14 protein-coding genes are annotated in these 15,533 nt (G+C 65.8%); 1 reads left to right on the top strand and 13 read right to left on the bottom strand.

The window, feature by feature from the left end; genetic code table 11:
- Nucleotides 1-3: 3 nt before the first annotated feature.
- The 13 genes from WDX12_RS33235 to WDX12_RS33175 form a co-directional block, all read right to left on the bottom strand.
- On the bottom strand, nucleotides 4-975 hold the full coding sequence (locus WDX12_RS33235) for an ABC transporter permease (protein WP_434723477.1): 972 nt from the start codon (nucleotides 973-975) through the stop codon (nucleotides 4-6).
- Nucleotides 976-1,018: 43 nt separating this feature from the next.
- Nucleotides 1,019-2,080 carry a substrate-binding domain-containing protein gene (locus WDX12_RS33230; RefSeq protein WP_434723476.1) on the bottom strand — a complete coding sequence of 354 codons (1,062 nt, stop codon included), beginning with the start codon at nucleotides 2,078-2,080 and terminating at the stop codon, nucleotides 1,019-1,021.
- A gap of 64 nt (nucleotides 2,081-2,144) precedes the next feature.
- Nucleotides 2,145-3,206, bottom strand: coding sequence for a substrate-binding domain-containing protein (locus WDX12_RS33225; protein WP_434723475.1), 1,062 nt, complete (start codon nucleotides 3,204-3,206; stop codon nucleotides 2,145-2,147).
- A gap of 31 nt (nucleotides 3,207-3,237) precedes the next feature.
- Nucleotides 3,238-4,491, bottom strand: a complete 1,254-nt coding sequence (locus WDX12_RS33220; protein ID WP_434723474.1) for a M20 family metallopeptidase — start codon at nucleotides 4,489-4,491, stop codon at nucleotides 3,238-3,240.
- On the bottom strand, nucleotides 4,488-5,702 hold the full coding sequence (locus tag WDX12_RS33215) for an ROK family transcriptional regulator (RefSeq protein WP_434723473.1): 1,215 nt from the start codon (nucleotides 5,700-5,702) through the stop codon (nucleotides 4,488-4,490). The genes WDX12_RS33220 and WDX12_RS33215 overlap by 4 nt, the downstream gene beginning before the upstream one ends.
- A 120-nt stretch (nucleotides 5,703-5,822) precedes the next feature.
- On the bottom strand, nucleotides 5,823-6,899 hold the full coding sequence (locus tag WDX12_RS33210; protein WP_434723472.1) for an ABC transporter ATP-binding protein: 1,077 nt from the start codon (nucleotides 6,897-6,899) through the stop codon (nucleotides 5,823-5,825).
- Nucleotides 6,896-7,696, bottom strand: coding sequence for an ABC transporter permease (locus WDX12_RS33205; protein WP_434723471.1), 801 nt, complete (start codon nucleotides 7,694-7,696; stop codon nucleotides 6,896-6,898). Before WDX12_RS33205 ends, WDX12_RS33210 begins: the two co-directional genes overlap by 4 nt.
- A 1-nt stretch (nucleotide 7,697) precedes the next feature.
- Nucleotides 7,698-8,558, bottom strand: a complete 861-nt coding sequence (locus WDX12_RS33200) for an ABC transporter permease (RefSeq protein ID WP_434723470.1) — start codon at nucleotides 8,556-8,558, stop codon at nucleotides 7,698-7,700.
- A gap of 69 nt (nucleotides 8,559-8,627) precedes the next feature.
- Nucleotides 8,628-9,632 (bottom strand): ABC transporter substrate-binding protein, encoded by a 1,005-nt coding sequence (locus tag WDX12_RS33195; protein ID WP_434723469.1) that lies wholly within the window; start codon nucleotides 9,630-9,632, stop codon nucleotides 8,628-8,630.
- Nucleotides 9,633-9,691: 59 nt separating this feature from the next.
- Complete coding sequence (locus WDX12_RS33190; protein ID WP_434723468.1) at nucleotides 9,692-11,167, bottom strand: aldehyde dehydrogenase; 1,476 nt, start codon at nucleotides 11,165-11,167, stop codon at nucleotides 9,692-9,694.
- Entirely contained in the window at nucleotides 11,164-12,216 is a 1,053-nt protein-coding gene (locus WDX12_RS33185; RefSeq protein WP_434723467.1) for an LLM class flavin-dependent oxidoreductase, read from the bottom strand. The genes WDX12_RS33190 and WDX12_RS33185 overlap by 4 nt, the downstream gene beginning before the upstream one ends.
- A gap of 5 nt (nucleotides 12,217-12,221) precedes the next feature.
- Nucleotides 12,222-14,024: an alpha/beta fold hydrolase gene (locus tag WDX12_RS33180; RefSeq protein ID WP_434723466.1), complete on the bottom strand. Its 1,803-nt coding sequence runs from the start codon at nucleotides 14,022-14,024 to the stop codon at nucleotides 12,222-12,224.
- Nucleotides 14,017-14,604 carry an amino acid synthesis family protein gene (locus WDX12_RS33175; RefSeq protein WP_434723465.1) on the bottom strand — a complete coding sequence of 196 codons (588 nt, stop codon included), beginning with the start codon at nucleotides 14,602-14,604 and terminating at the stop codon, nucleotides 14,017-14,019. Before WDX12_RS33175 ends, WDX12_RS33180 begins: the two co-directional genes overlap by 8 nt.
- 238 nt (nucleotides 14,605-14,842) lie before the next feature.
- Between WDX12_RS33175 and WDX12_RS33170 the strand changes: the two genes are divergently transcribed.
- A complete protein-coding gene (locus WDX12_RS33170; RefSeq protein WP_320297106.1) occupies nucleotides 14,843-15,520 on the top strand; it encodes a GntR family transcriptional regulator in 678 nt (225 codons plus the stop codon).
- Nucleotides 15,521-15,533: the final 13 nt, after the last annotated feature.

Here is a 15,533-nt window from a genome sequence, read left to right as displayed (position 1 = left end):
CCTTCAGCGGGATTTGTCGCGCAGCGACACGGCGACGGCGGTGAGGATGATCAGGCCGCGCACGATCATTTGGTCGGAAACCGAAAGCCCCATCAGGATCAGGCCATTGTTCAACATGCCCATCATCAACGAGCCGACGAGCGCGCCGACGATCGAGCCCTTGCCGCCGTTGAGGAGCGTGCCGCCGACGATGACGGCGGCGATGACCGTCATCAGATCGGTTTCGCCAAGCGTGTATTTCGCCGCCTGCAGGCGGCCTGCGTAGAGCAGTCCGGCAAGCCCGGCGAGCCCGCCGCTGATGGTGAGCACGGCAAGCCTGATTTTCGGCACGCTGATGCCCGAAACGCTGGCCGCGCGGGCATTATCGCCGGTCGCCAGCACATGCGCGCCGAAACGCGTCTCACGGTAGACGAGGTGGCCGATGGCGATGGCGATGGCCGTCCACCAGATCAGCGACGGTACGTCGAGCAGGGAGCCCGAGCCGAAGAAACCGGTGAAGGCTTCGTTGGTGACCGAGATCGAACGCAGGTCGGTCATCGAGCGCGAGACGCCGGCGAACAGGCCCATCGTCGCCAATGTCACCAGGAACGACGGCAGCCTGACATAGGCGACCAGCGCGCCGTTGATGAGGCCGATGAGGATACCGGCACCCAGGCCGACGGCGATGCCCGCCGCCATGCCATAGGAGGCGATGGTGACGGCGGCGGCGAGCGCCGCCACCGCCACGATCGAGCCGATCGAAAGGTCGATCTCGCCGGCCGACATGACGAAGACCAGGCCGATCGCCATGATCGTCACCGGCGCCGTCTGCAGCACGATGTTGGAGAGGTTGCGCACTGTGAGGAAGCCGCCGTCCCTCAGCATGAAGGCGAAGAACAGGAAGATCGCCAGGAAGCCGAGATAGACGACATATTGCTGCAGATTGAAGCGGCTGGCGAAGCTGCCCACCTCGGTGCCGGTGTTGGCGCTGGTCATGTTTGATCTCCGATGGTGCGTGCTTCGCAGCCTGCCACGCCGTTTACTTCATGGCGTCCGCGATGGTCGCGGGCACATCCCTGTTGAGCGACTTCTTCCATCCGTCCTTCACCGTGTCCTTGGTGACCGCGATGGAATCGACCGCGTAGAAAGGCTCGGCCTTCAGGCCGACCAGCGAGCCTGCCGAGGCCCGCGCCAGCGTCACGCCGATGCTGTAGGCCTCGTCGGCGACAAGAGCCGCGATGTTGCCGCCCTTGACCATGTCGAGCGCGGCCGGCTCGTTGAGGTCGAGCGTGACGATCTTGGTGTGCTTGTTGCCGGCGCCGCGCAGCGCCGAGAGCACGCTGAGTGCCGGCTCCGCCCAGGTGACATAGATGCCGTCGAGGTCCGGATGCTGGGTGATCATCGCCTGCGCGATGTCCTCTGAGCGCGCCGGGTCGGCCATGCCGGCCTCGGCGGCGATCTTCATGTCGGGATAATCCTGCTCGATGGTCTTCTTGAAGGCGCCGTCGCGCTGGTTGGTCACGTAGAAATCGGCGTCGTGGAAGATGTAGCCGACCTTGCCCTTCTTGCCGAGCGCCCCAGCCATGGCGATGCCGGCCTTGTTGCCCATCTGGAAGAGGTCGTCGGAAACGATGGTGACGTAATCCGTGCCCTGCTTGTAGCCGGCCGGGCAATTGTCGACGAAGCCAAGCTTCACGCCGGCCTGGCGGGCCGGATCGTAGACCGAGGCTGCGGTCGCCGGATCAACCGGCAGCGACAGGATGATCGACGGCTTCTTGGCCATCACCGTCTCGACATCGGCCTTCTGGCGCGCGGCGTCGAAACCGGCGTCGGTCTGCGCCACCACTTCGATGCCGAGACGCTTGAACTCGTCGCGCGCGCCGGCGTTTACGGCGTTGGTGTACTCGCTCATCTCGTGCCAGACGAGAGCCGCGGTGAACTTGCCGTCCTTGATCTGCTGCTCCTGCGCCGCCGTCAGCGTGAGCGAGCCCGCCGGGACCGGTTTCTCGCCGTTCGGGCCGGTGGTGACGCCTTCGGCGGCGAAGGCGTGAGCGGCGAACAGGCTCGCCAATATGGTGATGATGCCCAATGCTTTGCGCATGTCAGTTCCCCTTTTTGTTCAGGAAGAGAGCTCCGGCTCGGTAAGCCGGGCCGGAGCGTCGGCTTCACTTCGCCGCGTCGAGCACCGACTGAGGCGCGTCGCGGTTGAGCGAGTCCTTCCAGCCCTGGGAGACATTCTCCTTGGTCACGGTCAGCGCCGGCGCGACGACGAACGGGGGCGTCTGCTGGGCAAGCAGCGACTTCATGCCGGAGGCGGCCATGGCGCGGCCGAGCTCATAGGCCTTGTCGGCCACCAGCGCTGCGACATTGCCTCCCTTGACCATGTCGAGCGCGACCGGCTCGGCCAGATCGAGCGTCACGATCTTCGTGTGCCTGTTGCCGGCGCCGCGCAGCGCCGACAGCACGCCGTCGGCCGGCTCGGCCCAGGTCACATAGATGCCGTCGAGATCGGGGTGCTGCAGCAGCATGGCGTTGGCCAGTTCCTCGGCGCGGGCCGGGTCGGAAATGCCCTGTTCGGCGACTATCTTGATGTCGGGATAGTCCTTCTCGATGGTCTTCTTGAAGGACTGGTCGCGCTGGTTGGTGACGTAGTAATTGGCGTCGTGGAAGATGTAGCCGACCTTGCCCTTGCCGCCGATGGCCTTGGCCATCGCGTCGGCCGCCTGCTTGCCCATCTGGTAGAGATCGTCGGTGACGATCGAGGCGTAGTCGGTGCCTTGCTTGTAATCCTTGGGCAGGTTGGACAGGAACACCAGCTTGACGCCGTCCTTGACCGCCTGGCGAAAGGCCTCGGCGGAGGTGACGGGGTCGAGCGGCAGCGCCAGGATGACGTTCGGCTTGGCGGCTAAAGCGGTCTCGATGTCGCTGCGCTGGCGGGCGGCGTCGAACTGCGCGTCGGTCTTGACCGCGATCGAGATGCCGGCGCGGGCGAACTCGTCGGTGGCGCCCGCGGTCACCGCGTTGGTGAAGTCGGAAGAGGTGTGCCACAGAAGGGCTGCCTTATAACCCTTGTCCTTCAGCGCCGCGATGTCGGCATCGCTCAGCGTCAGGCTGGAACTCGGGGTGGCGGTCTCGCCCTGCGGCCCGACCGTCTGCGCGTGAGCCGCGCCGGCGGCCAACATCAACCCGCCGGCCAGGGCGGCGGCAATCCATTTCTTCATCAGCATGTTCAGTCTCCCATTTCGCTTCGTTGGTCTTTCAGTCGGCCACGCCGCAATAGCGGGCCATGAAGGCGGCGAAGCCGATGATGCCGGCGAGGTATTCCTCGACATCGACGTGCTCCTCGAACGTGTGGCAGTTGCGGATGTCGCCCGGCGCGCAATAGACGGCGGGAATGCCGAGCCGATTGACGAAGAACGAGGATTCCGACCAGAAGGGCGCGCCCTCGATCACGCCGCGCCCGCCCATGGCTTTAGCCATCGAGTCCGAAAGCAGGGCGACTTCGGCGCGCGTCTCGTCGATCTCGGCGGCGGTGCCGCCCAGCCTGTGGTCGCGTCCGGCCGGATAGGCGAACTCCACGGTGATCTCGGGATCGGTGATGGCGCCGCGTACCGCGGCCTCGATCTCGGCGGCGGCGCTGTCGAGGGATTCGCCCGGCAGCAGCTTGCGGATTAGCGACAGCGTGCATCGCTCGGGCACGGCGATATAGCCGCCGCCGGTAAGGCCGGTGATCAGCAGGAAGCCGCGCCCGGTGAGCTTGTGCTCGGCGCGGGCGGCCACCTCGTCAGAGTGTTTCCACAGCGCCGTCATTGCGGCGTGGGCGGCGCGAAGGGCGTCCTTGCCAAGCTCCGGCACGCCGAAATAGGCCGACTTGCCGGTAATCGTGATGTCGGTGATGAAGAAGCCGATCTGCGCGGCGTAGACGGCAAGCCGAGTCGGCTCGACATAGACGGTGAAGTCGGGCGTCGCGACCTCGCCGGCCTCGATGCGGCCGACGAAATGCTTGATGCCGGCAGAGACGCCGGTGCCGGGCTGGCCGCTTTCCTCGTCGCCGACGAAAGCGAAGGCGACGTCGCCCTTGAGGCGGATGCCGGCCTTGTCAAGCAGCGAGAGCGCCGCCAACGAGGCGGTGATGCCGGCCTTGAGATCGCCCGAGCCGCGGCCCCAGACTGCCCCGTCGATGATGGGCGCGCCAAACGGATCCTCGCGCTCGGTGCCGGCCCAATGCTCCCGCCAGCCGTCGACATGAACGGTGTCGGTATGGCCGATGAAGAGCAGGCGCTGGCCCTGGCCAGTTCCCTTGCGCTCGCCCCAGATGTTCGGCCTGCCGGGCAGGAAATCCGCTCGGCTCAGGCCGCTCAGTCCCAGTTCGCGCATTTTCGTTTCGAGGAAGTCGACGAAATTCGCCTCGTTGCCGGTGATGCTGTCGCGTCCTATCGCGCCCCGAAACAGCGCCAGGGCCTGGTCGGCATCGAAAGCGGCGCGCAGCCGGGTTGTGATATCGCTGGTCACAGCACGACCTCCTTCAGGGCAGCCGCCTGGGCGGTGGGAAGTGAAATGCGGCCGTCCGGCGCGTCGACGCCGAAGAGTGTGTTGTGCAACTGGCCAAGCCCGATCGCAGCGGCGCCGATAAGCGCTGCCCGCGCGCCCAGTTCGCCGGCCTCGACCGTGACGGGGTAGGGGAAGCAGAGCGGGATCAGGGCCTTGACGCGCGAGAGGATCTCCGGCCTGAGGCCGATCGAGCCACCAAGTATGACCTTTTGCGGATTGGCGACGGCGGCGATCGCGGCGATGCCTTGCGCCAGATAGCGCGCCGTCTCGTCGAGCACGGCGAGCGCTGCCTTGTCGCCCGTTGCGGCATTCTCGAAGATCGCGGGAACTGTGACCTGCGTGCCGGTCAGGGATCTGTAGCGTTCGGTCATCGCGTGCGTCGCCACCGCTCGCTCGAACGCGCCGGTGCGCAGCGATTCCGCCGCGAACGGATCGGCGCCGATCGGCATGAAACCGATTTCACCTGCCGCATGGGTGGCGCCGCGCACCAGATGGCCGCCCAGCATCAGGCCGCTGCCGACGCCGGTGCCCAGCGCGATATAGGCGAGGTTGTCGATGCCCTGGCCCTGGCCCAGCCAATTCTCGCCGAGCACGGCGAGATTGACGTCGTTCTCGATCATCACCGCGACGCCGAGCGCCTTCTCGAACGCGTCAAGCACATTCATGGCGTCGAAGCCGGCGATGTTGGGCGCGAGCAGGATGCGGCCGGTCGCGGGGTCCGGCGCGCCCGGCGCGCCGATGACGGCAAGGCGAATCTTCTTGCGGGGGATGCGCTCCCTGGCCGCGGCCTGGAAGGCAAGTGCTGCGATCTGGTCGATGATGAACTGGCCGCCGCGCGGATCGGTCGGCGTCGCCGCTTCGGCGAAGATCTGGCAGGCGAGATCGGTCAGCGCCACGCGAACCTTGGTGCCGCCCAGATCGACGGCGATGATGTAGGCGGCGTCGTGGACAAGCTCATAGGTGACCGCGGTGCGCCCGACATGGCCGCTGGTGCGTCCTGTCTCCTGCACCCAGCCTTCCTGCTCGAGGCCGCGTACGATTTCCGAGATCGTCTGCTTCGAAAGGCCGGTGAGCTTGGAAATCGACGCCCGCGATATCGGCCCGCCCTGGACGATCGCCTCCATGACGGAGCGTTGCGAGAACTGGCGGGAAATACGCGGCAGGTCGCTCACAGCAGGGCCTCGGATTAATTCGTTCTGTCACCGAACTTATTATTCAAGCATTTGCTTGTCAACAACCTTGTTGTGGCACCTGGGAACGACGATCGGAGGGTGATGCTGACGGAGCTCTGCTCAAGCGGGAAACAGGAAAGCCGCGCCCGGATCGAAAAACACCGGGCGACGGGACGATGCAACATCCTGCGCGGCGAGCGCCGCCGAGGTCGGCCGGATGTCGATTTCCTGTCCGGCGCTCGTGCGCGCCACAATGCGCCGGCGCTCGCCGTAGAAGGCGACATCGACGATCTCGACCGCCAGCTCGGCATTGTTCGGCGAGCGCTCCAGGCGAAACGCTTCCGGTCTGATCATCAGCCTCGTTTTCTGTCCGGGTGCGAAACTGCCATTGGCATTTATGCCGGAGACAAGCGCGCCGTCGGCGAGGCGGATGGTGGAAGCGCCGCCCACCGTTTCCAGATGCTCGGCGGCGAGGAAATTCGAGTTGCCGATGAAGCCGGCGACGAAATCGGTGGCGGGCCTCAGATAAAGGTCCTCGCCTGTGCCGATCTGCTCGATACGGCCATCGCGAAACAGCGCGATGCGGTCCGACAGATGCAGCGCTTCTTCCTGGTCGTGCGTGACGTAGAGGATGGTGACGCCCGTCTCGCGATGGATGCGGCGGATTTCGGCCTGGATCTCCTCGCGCAGCTTCTTGTCCAGCGCCGACAGCGGTTCGTCCATCAGCAGGATCGGCGGATCGTAGGCCAGCGCGCGGGCGAGCGCGACGCGCTGCTGCTGGCCGCCTGAGAGCGCCGTGGGCAGGCGCTCGGCGAAGCTTTCCAGCCGCACCAGCGACAGCATGTCGGCGACCTTGCGCTTGACCTCGGTGTCGGGCCGGCGGCGGACGCGGAGCGGGAAGGCGACGTTTTCGGCGACGCTCAGATGCGGGAACAGCGTGTAGCGCTGGAAGACCATGCCGATGTTGCGCTTGTGCGAAGGCACCGACAGCAACGACTTGCCTTGCAGCCGCACGTCGCCGGAGGTCGGATCCTGGAAGCCGGCGATGGCGTAGAGCGTCGTCGATTTGCCCGAGCCCGACGGTCCGAGGAAGGTCAGGAACTCGCCCTTGGGAATATCCAGCGTCACATCGTGAACGGCGGTGAAGGCACCGAATGCCTTGCGCAATTTGCGGATCGAGAGAAAGGGTTGGGTCATGTCTGCAGCTTTCGACGCAAGAGTGCCGTCACGATCATCAGGGCCAGCGTGAGCCCAACCAGCAGGCTGGAAGCGGCGGCGATCACGGGCGTGAGGTCCGAGCGGAGGCTCCCCCAGATCTTGACCGGCAATGTCTGCAAGGTTGGGCTCGCCATGAAGATCGCCACGACCACCTCATCCCAGGAGGCCAGGAAGGAAAAGATCGCGGCGGAGAAGATGCCGATGCGGATCGACGGCAGAGTGATGCGGAGCTTGGCCTGAAGCGGGCTAGCGCCGCAGACGATTGCGGCGTCCTCGATCGACTTGTCGAAGCCTTCGAGCGCGGTGGCGATCGGGATGATGGCGAAGGGCAGCGCAAGCACGGTGTGGGCGACGACGAAGCCGACGGTCGTGCCGCCAAGGCCAAGCCTCAGGAAGAAGGCATAGATGGCGATGGCGAAGACGACGACCGGCAGGACCATCGGCGTGAGCAGCAGTCCGCGCAGGATCTCGCGGCCGCGGAACTGGCCGCGCACCAGCGCGAAGGAGGCGAGCAGACCGATGGCAACGGCGAGGATTGCGGTCATCGTGGCGATGCGGGCGCTGGTCAGCGCTGCCTCGATCCAGGACGGATCGGCAAACAGCTCCTGATACCATTTCAGCGTCCAGCCGGGTGGCGGGAAGGCCAGCCAGCGCGACGAGCCGAAGGAGAGCAGGACGATGAAGACCACCGGCAGCAGCAGGAAGGCCGCGACCAGTGCCGTGAAGGCGAGCAGTGCTGCCTTCAGCCAGCCGAGGCGATCATAGTCGAGCAGCATCTCAGGCGCCTCCCGTCGTGCGTCTGGCGCCGACAAGGCGCAGCTGCAGCGCATAGAGCGCCATGGTGACGACGAGCAGGATGAAGGCGGCAGCGCTGCCCAGCCCCCAGTTGAGCAGCGACTGGATCATCTGCGCGATCATTTCGGCGAGCATCATGTTCGACGTGCCGCCGAGCAGCGCCGGCGTGACGAAATAGCCGAGCGACATGACGAAGACCATCAGCCCGCCGGCGGCGATGCCGGGAAGCGAGAGCGGCAAAAGGATGCGGCGGAAGGCGGCAAGCGGGCTGGCACCACAAAGCGCGGCGGCGCGCAAAGTCATCGGGTCGATGGCGCGCAAGGTGCCGACCAGCGGCAGGATCATGAAGGGCAGCATGATGTAGACCATGCCGATGGTGACGCCGGTGAGGTTGTTGATGAGTGGCAGCGGCTGGTCGATGATGCCGGCGCCCATCAGCGCCCGATTGATGACGCCGGTGCGCTGCAACAGCACCATCCAGGCATAGGTGCGGGTCAACAGGTTCGTCCACATCGACAGAATGATGATGCCGAACAGGATCGAGGCGAGCGCCCGCGGCATGATCGCCAGCATCCAGGCAACCGGGAAGGCGACAAGCACGGTGACGATGGTGACGACGAAGGCGACCAGGAATGTGTTGAAGAACACTCGCGCGTAAGTGCCGTCGCCGAGCAGCGCCGCATAATTCTGCAAGCCCGGAGTGGGGTCGGTGACGCTGCGCAGCAAAAGCGCCAGCACCGGCACGACGAAGAAAAGTCCGATCAGGATCAACGCCGGAAGCAGGCCGCCGAGGCCTGCCGGTATCCGAGGGGTTGCGATCCCTTGCTGTGCTTCCACCGACATGGCGGTAATCCCGGATTGCGGGTCGGGACGGCGAGCGCCGCCCCGATCCTCGTCAGGAGGAGACGCGCCTCACTTCGCCTGCCAGGCGTACCAGCGCGTGGCGATCTCGTCGCGATGCTCGGCCCAGTAGTTCATGTCGAGGTTGATCTGACCGTCGACATGCGCGTCGGGCAAGCCCTTGACCACGTCGGCGGGCATCTCCGCCTTGGCCTTGGTGTTGATCGGCGCGTAGCCGCTCGCCTCGGCGAATTTCGCCTGACCGGTCGGGCTGGTCGCCGCGGCGAGGAACTTCATCGCCGCGTCCTTGTTCTTGGCGCCCTTCGGCACGACAAGCACATCGGCCGCGGTGAGGTTCTGGTTCCAGGAGACGCCGACATCGGCGCCGTCCTTCTCCAGCGCGAAGACGCGGCCGTTCCAGAGCTGGCCGAAGGCAGCTTCGCCCGACGCAATCAACTGCTGCGACTCCGCGCCGCCGCTCCACCAGACGATGTCCGACTTGATCGTGTCGAGCTTCTTGAAAGCGCGGTCGAGGTCGAGCGGATAGAGCTTGTCGGCCGGCACGCCGTCGGCGAGCAGCGCGATCTCGATCACGCCGGGCGCCGACCATTTGTAGAAGGTGCGCTTTCCCGGAAATTTCTTGGTGTCGAACATGTCGGCCCAGCCTGCCGGCTCGCCGGAGACGGCGCCCTTGTTCCAGGCGAGCACGAAGGAATAGTAGAAGCTGCCGACGGCATTCTCATTGCTGAAGCGCGGGTCGAGATCGGCCTTCGGCACGACGGCGAAGTCGATCGGTTCGAGCAGGCCGTCCTTGGCCGCCTTGATGGCGAAATCCATCTCGACGTCGACGACGTCCCAGGTGACGTTCTTGGCGTCGACCATGGCCTTCAGCTTGCCGTAGTCGGTCGGCCCGTCCTGCAGCACCTTGATACCGGACGAAGCGGCGAAGGGTTCCGCCCAGGACTTGGTCTGGGCTTCCTGCGTCGTCCCACCCCAACTGGTGAACACCATTTCATCGGCCTTCGCGGCCGTGGTCACCATGAGCCCGGCAAGGATGCCGGCGAAAATCAGTTTCATCTCGTTCTCCTCTGATTGGTTTGTGCCGTTTCTTGTTCTTGTCAGTCCAACCTTCGTCTTCAGCGCATGACGAAGGGATCGGGGATCGGGTCGTCCGAGGTGCGGATCCACACCGATTTCGAGCGCGTGTAATCGCGGATGGCGTCGAGGCCGCCCTCGCGGCCGAGGCCGGAAAGGCCGTAGCCGCCGAAGGGCACCAGCGGCGAGACGGCACGGTAGGTGTTGATCCAGACCACGCCGGCATGGATGCCGCGCGCCATGCGATGCGCCTTGGCGAGATTCGAGGTGAAGACGCCGGAAGCGAGCCCAAAGGGCGTGTCGTTGGCCAAAGCCAGCGCGTCGGTCTCGGCCTCGAAGGCGAGTACGCTCAGTACCGGGCCGAACAGCTCTTCGCGCACGCAGGCGAGGGCCTGGTCCTGCGCCTCGATGATGGTCGGTGCGTAGTAGTATCCGTCGGTCTTGTCCTGCGGCCGGGCTCCACCGGTGACCAGTCGCCCACCCACTGCGATGCTCTCCGCAACGATCGTCTCGATTCGCTCTCGCTGACGCACGGTCGCCAGCGGACCCATCTCGGTTGCGGGGTCCTGCGGATCGCCGATGACTATGGCTTCAGCCTTGCGCTTCAGCCGCGCGAGGAAATCGTCCTTGACCGAACGCTCGACCAAAAGCCGCGAGCCGGCAACGCAGCTCTGGCCGGTGGCGGCGAAGATACCGGCGACGACGGCATTGGCGGCGCTGTCGAGATCGGCGTCGGCGAAGACGACGACCGGGCTTTTGCCGCCGAGCTCCAGCGTCGTATAGGCGAGGTTCTCGGCCGTGTTGGCGACGATCCGCCGGGCGGTCGAGGGACCGCCGGTGAAGGCGACGCGGGCGACGAGCGGATGGCTGGTCAGGCGATGCCCGCAATCATGGCCGAAGCCGGTGATGATGTTGACAGCGCCGGCTGGAAAGCCGGCTTCGCTAACCAACTCGGCGAAGGCGAGCAGCGGCGCCGGGCCATCCTCGGAGGCCTTGAGCACGACGGTGCAGCCGGCGGCCAGCGCCGGGCCGAGCTTGACCGCCGACAGGAAAAGCTGCGAGTTCCACGGCACGACAGCGGCGACGACGCCGATCGGCTCGGGCCGAACCGTCACTTCCATGTCGGCCTTGTCGATCGGGATGAAGGCGCCTTCGTGCTTGTCGGCCAGCCCGCCATAATAGCGGTAGTAGTCGCCGACATAGGCGATCTGGGCGCGCGTCTCGCGGATGATCTTGCCAGTGTCGCGCGTTTCCAGCTCGGCCAGCCGGCCGGCATTGGCGGCGACGAGATCGCCGAGTTTCACCAAAAGCTTGCCGCGCGCCGTCGCGGTCATCGCGGCCCAGGGGCCCGAGCGCAGCGCCCGGTGCGCGGCTTCGACGGCGCGGTCGGTATCGGCAACGGAAGCGGCCGGCATCGTCGCCCAGGGCTTGCCCGTGGACGGATCGATGCTGTCGAAGCTGGAGGCGGCTTCGACGAACTGGCCGTCTATGTAGTTCCTGAAGGCGATATTGGTCATCGCGACCCTGCCTCCTGGAAGGCCGGCATCACCTTGTCGATGAACAGCTGCAGCGATTTCTTCTTGCGCTCGTGCGTAAGCCCGCTGTCGATCCAGATCGAGTATTGGTCGTAACCCTGCGCCTCGTAGGTCTTCAGCCTGGCGATCACCTCGTCGGCCTCGCCGATGACGAGGTTCTGCCGGATCTTGTCGGGCGCGTATTGCGGCATGGCCGCGATCTCTTCGTCGGTCAGCGGCTCGAGCACGCCCTGGCGCACCGGCTTCTTGTTCTGGAACCAGGCGCCGAACTGGCAGTAGAACTGCGACAGGTCCCGCGTCAGGCGGTCGGCGTCGGCAGCGTCCTCGGCCACGAACGTATGCATCAGGAGCATGATCTCCGGCCGCGGAATGTCGGGATGGGCCTGGCAGGCGGCATTGAAGCGCTCCATCAGGCTCGCGACCTCGCCATCGCCCGAGGCAAGCGGCGTCACCTGGACCTGGCATGCGTTGGCCACCGCGAAGTCGTGCGAATTCGGGTCACGCGCCGCTACCCAGATCGGCGGGTAGGGTCTTTGCAACGGCTTGGGCGAGGAGGTCGTCGGCGGAAACTGCCAGAACTCGCCGGTATGCTCGTAGTCGCCATCCCAGAGGCCGCGGATCGCCGGGATGATCTCGCGCATGCGCTGGCCGGCGCCCCAGGCATCCAGCCCCGGGAAGACGCGCTGGTATTCATAGCTGTAGGCGCCGCGCGCGATGCCGAGGTCCAGCCTGCCGCCGGTGATGACATCGGCCATCGCCGCCTCGCCGGCGAGTTTGATCGGATGCCAGAAGGGCGCGATGATCGTGCCGGTGCCGAGACGGATGGTTTTGGTCTTGGCGGCGAGATAGGCGATGTTGATGAACGGGTTCGGCGAGATGGTGAATTCCATCCCGTGATGCTCGCCGATCCAGGCGGCCTCGAAGCCGGCCTGCTCCGCCAGCAGAACGAGTTCTTCCAGTTCCGCCAGCAGTTCGGAATGCGGCTTGCCGAGATCCGTACGCTCCATGTGGACGAAAAGCGAAAATTTCATCGATCTCACCGCTGGCCGGAATGGATTGGGCCGGAATGGATTGGCGCCGACGGCGCGGGCTTGGCGAGCGGCCGGACCTCGCCTTCGACCTCGTTGCCGACATAGACGCCGAACGTGTCTTCCGTGCGCTCACGCGCATAACGTGCCAGCATCGAGCGCACCGCGGGATCCGCGATCTTCAATTCGGCGATACGCTCGATCTCGACGAAGCGGACCTGGCCATCGCCGGAGAGCGGGGAGTCGACCGTTCCGCGATAGTAGACATGGGTGCGCGAGGCGTCCGTCGCGTCGTCCCAAACCGCGTAGAGGAAGCCGAGATCTGCCTCGATCGCCTTGGCGGCGAGCTTTCCCCTGAGGCTGCGAGCGTCGTTCGCGGCGCCTAGGCCGCGGCCTGCCGGCAATTGGCAGGCGCCGTCCGCCGCCTCGAAGAAGAGCACGCGGCCTTCGTTCTCGAGAATGGCGCCGACTTTGGTTCCAGGGGGGGCGGCCGCCAGCGCTTCCTGGCTGAGACCGGGCGTGACATAGGCGCCGCGGCAGTAACCGAGAGGCTGCGCGCCGTTGTGCGTGAAATCATGAACGCGGCCGATGAGGATCGAATGGTCGCCGGCGTCGACCAGTTGTTCCATGGCGCAATCGAATACCGCGACCGAACCCTCGATCAGCGGATTGCCGGTCCTGCCGCTCTGCCACGCGACCGAAGCGAACTTGTCCGCGGCCTTGGAGGCGAAGATGCCGGATGCCGCCTTCTGGGCCTCGGACAGGATGTTGATGGCAAAGCCCCTGGAGGTCGAGAAGGCCTGATGCCCCAGCGCCTTCTTGGCGATGCAGACCAGCACCAGCGGCGGCTCGAGCGAAACGGAGGTGAAGGAGTTGGCGGTGAAGCCGCGCGGATCGCCGGCCTCGTCGACCGTGGTGACGATGGTGACGCCGGTGAGGAAGGAGCCCAGCGCGCGCCGGAATTCCATGGCATCGAACGCGGGACCGGCCTCGGTCCTTTCGTTCGCCACTCCATCGAGAAACGCCGTGATGTGCTGAGTCACTTCCTTTGGCGAAGCGATTGTCATCATGTGCTTTTCGCCGTTCAGCACCAGGCATTGACCCGAGGGCGCCAGCCGCGCCATCGCAGCCGACATGGCGGGTGTGGAATTGCGGTCGTCCGATCCCGTCATGAACAGCCCTGGCACGGCAAGACTGCCCAGACGGTCGACATGCGCCGTGTCGGCGTGCGCAAAGAGGCGATAGGTGCGGGCGTAGCCTTGCGGGTCGACGCTTTCGAGCGCGGTCCGCGCCGTCGCGGCCGCGTCGGAAAGGGGCGGCGGAATCGGATTGCCGAACCAGCGCGCGATCGTCGCGGCGATGGCCGACGGATCGCCGGGGCCGCCAAGCGCTGCCGCCCGTTCGCGCACCGCGTGCGCCAGTTCAGGCGGGCGTCGGAAGACGGCATTGAGGCAAACGAGGGAGCCAACACGTGACGGGTGGCGCAGCGCGATCTCCTGCGCGACCAGCGCGCCCATGGAATGGCCAACGACCGCGACGCGCTCGAGGCCGAGATGATCGAGCAGACCGATCGCCTGGTCGGCGAAATCGGAGAGCTCGGCGTTCTGCGGCGGCAGCGGCGAGGCGCCGTGGCCGAGCATATCGATGGCGACCAGGTCGAAGCGATCCCGCATCAATTCGATCTGCGGCTGCCAGATCGCGGCATCCATGCCGACGCCATGGATAAACAGGACCGGCCCGCCGGAGCCGGCGCGGATGAAGCCGCTGCCGTCGGGTGCCTTGCCGCGGACCAATGCGCCGGCGTCAGCCATGCAGGTCTCCGAGCTCCTTCAGATCCTGGTAGCGGTCGCCGATGCGGTGATGCGGGCGGCCGCCAATGGACGCGCCGAGCGCCACGACCAGCTCATCTGGAGCCGGGGCGTCGCCGATCTGGAAATGCAGGGTGAGATAGTGGGAGCGGCGGCCTTCGTCGCTCTTGTCCATCAGCGGGATCATGATCGGTGTGTTGGGGCCGCCGCGCAGATTGGTGAAGGCGAGGTAGGTCTTGGCGCCGACGGCGCGGCGATAATGATTGCCGAAATGCAGCGTGTGGATCAGCGCCGACGCATGCTCGACTTCGCCCGACGTACCGCAGAGGGCGGCCTTGCCGTAGCCTTCGATCGCTTCGCCGGAACCAGCGATACCGATGATCTCATTGGTCAGCGTTTCGCCAAGCACCGGCGCAAAGGCGCGGATCTCGGGCGAGAGATCCTCGGTGAAGCCGCGGCCGGCCCAGGGGTTGGTGAGCACCGCGGCTACACCGATCAGGCGTAACGGCCTTGGCGCCGCCTTGCCGCCCTCGATCAGCGTGTTCTCGGTATAGGTCACGATCTTGCGGATGGCCGGCTGCATCGAATTCCTCGGGATGGAGCCGCTCGCGGCCGCATCAATTTTTGTATCGTCTTATGGTATACCATGCTATGGAGTGCCGCGTGCCTTGTCAACCGGTCATGGAATCTGTTTTTGTGACGAGGTGAGCGCCTCGCCGTTTCGGGGAAACGGCGAACCGCTCCAACTCTTTGTTTTGACGCAATTCCGGACGGAAAACCGCTTCGCACTTTTCCTGGAATTGCTCTGAGGATTCGGGAAAATGGCTGACGACACGCTTCGCATCGACCGCTCCGCCAAGACGTTGAGGACGCTGGCGCTGGAGCGCATGCGCGAGGCGATCATGGATTTCCATTTCCAGCCCGGCGAAAGGCTGGTCGAGCGGCCGTTATGCGACCAGCTCGGGGTCAGCCGTTCGGTCGTGCGCGAGGTGTTGCGGCAGCTGGAGACCGAAGGTCTGGTGCAGATGATACCCGGGCACGGGCCGGCCGTGGCCAAGCCCGATCTCGGCCGCACCGATGAAATCTACGAGTTGCGCGCGCTGCTGGAAGGCATCGCGGCGAAGGCGTGCGCCGCATCGGCCACCGACGATCAGATCGCGCTGCTCGATGCGGCGCTGGCGAAGCTGCTCGAGGCGTGGGCGTCGGGCGTGCCGGCCGAGGTGATGCGGGCGACGGCGAGCTTCTACGAGGTGCTGTTCGAAGCGGCCGACAAGCGCATCGCCTGGGAGATCGTCACCGGCCTCAACGTCCGCATCAACCAGTTGCGCTCGATGACGATCCTGTCGCAGAACCGCCGCGAGCCGGCGATCGCCGAAATGCACGCGATCATGGATGCGATCCGCTCGCGCAAGCCGGAGGCGGCGGAGGCCGCGGCCCGGCGGCATGTGGAGACGGCCTGGCAAATCGCGCGCGACGCGCTTCGGCTGGGTTCGCTTTAGACGGCTTGTTCGA

This window comes from Mesorhizobium sp. RIZ17 (assembly GCF_051127865.1).
Classification (GTDB): Bacteria; Pseudomonadota; Alphaproteobacteria; order Rhizobiales; family Rhizobiaceae; genus Mesorhizobium; species Mesorhizobium humile.
The sequence above is the reverse complement of the archived record's forward strand: the minus strand, read 5'-3'. Positions and strand labels throughout refer to the sequence as shown.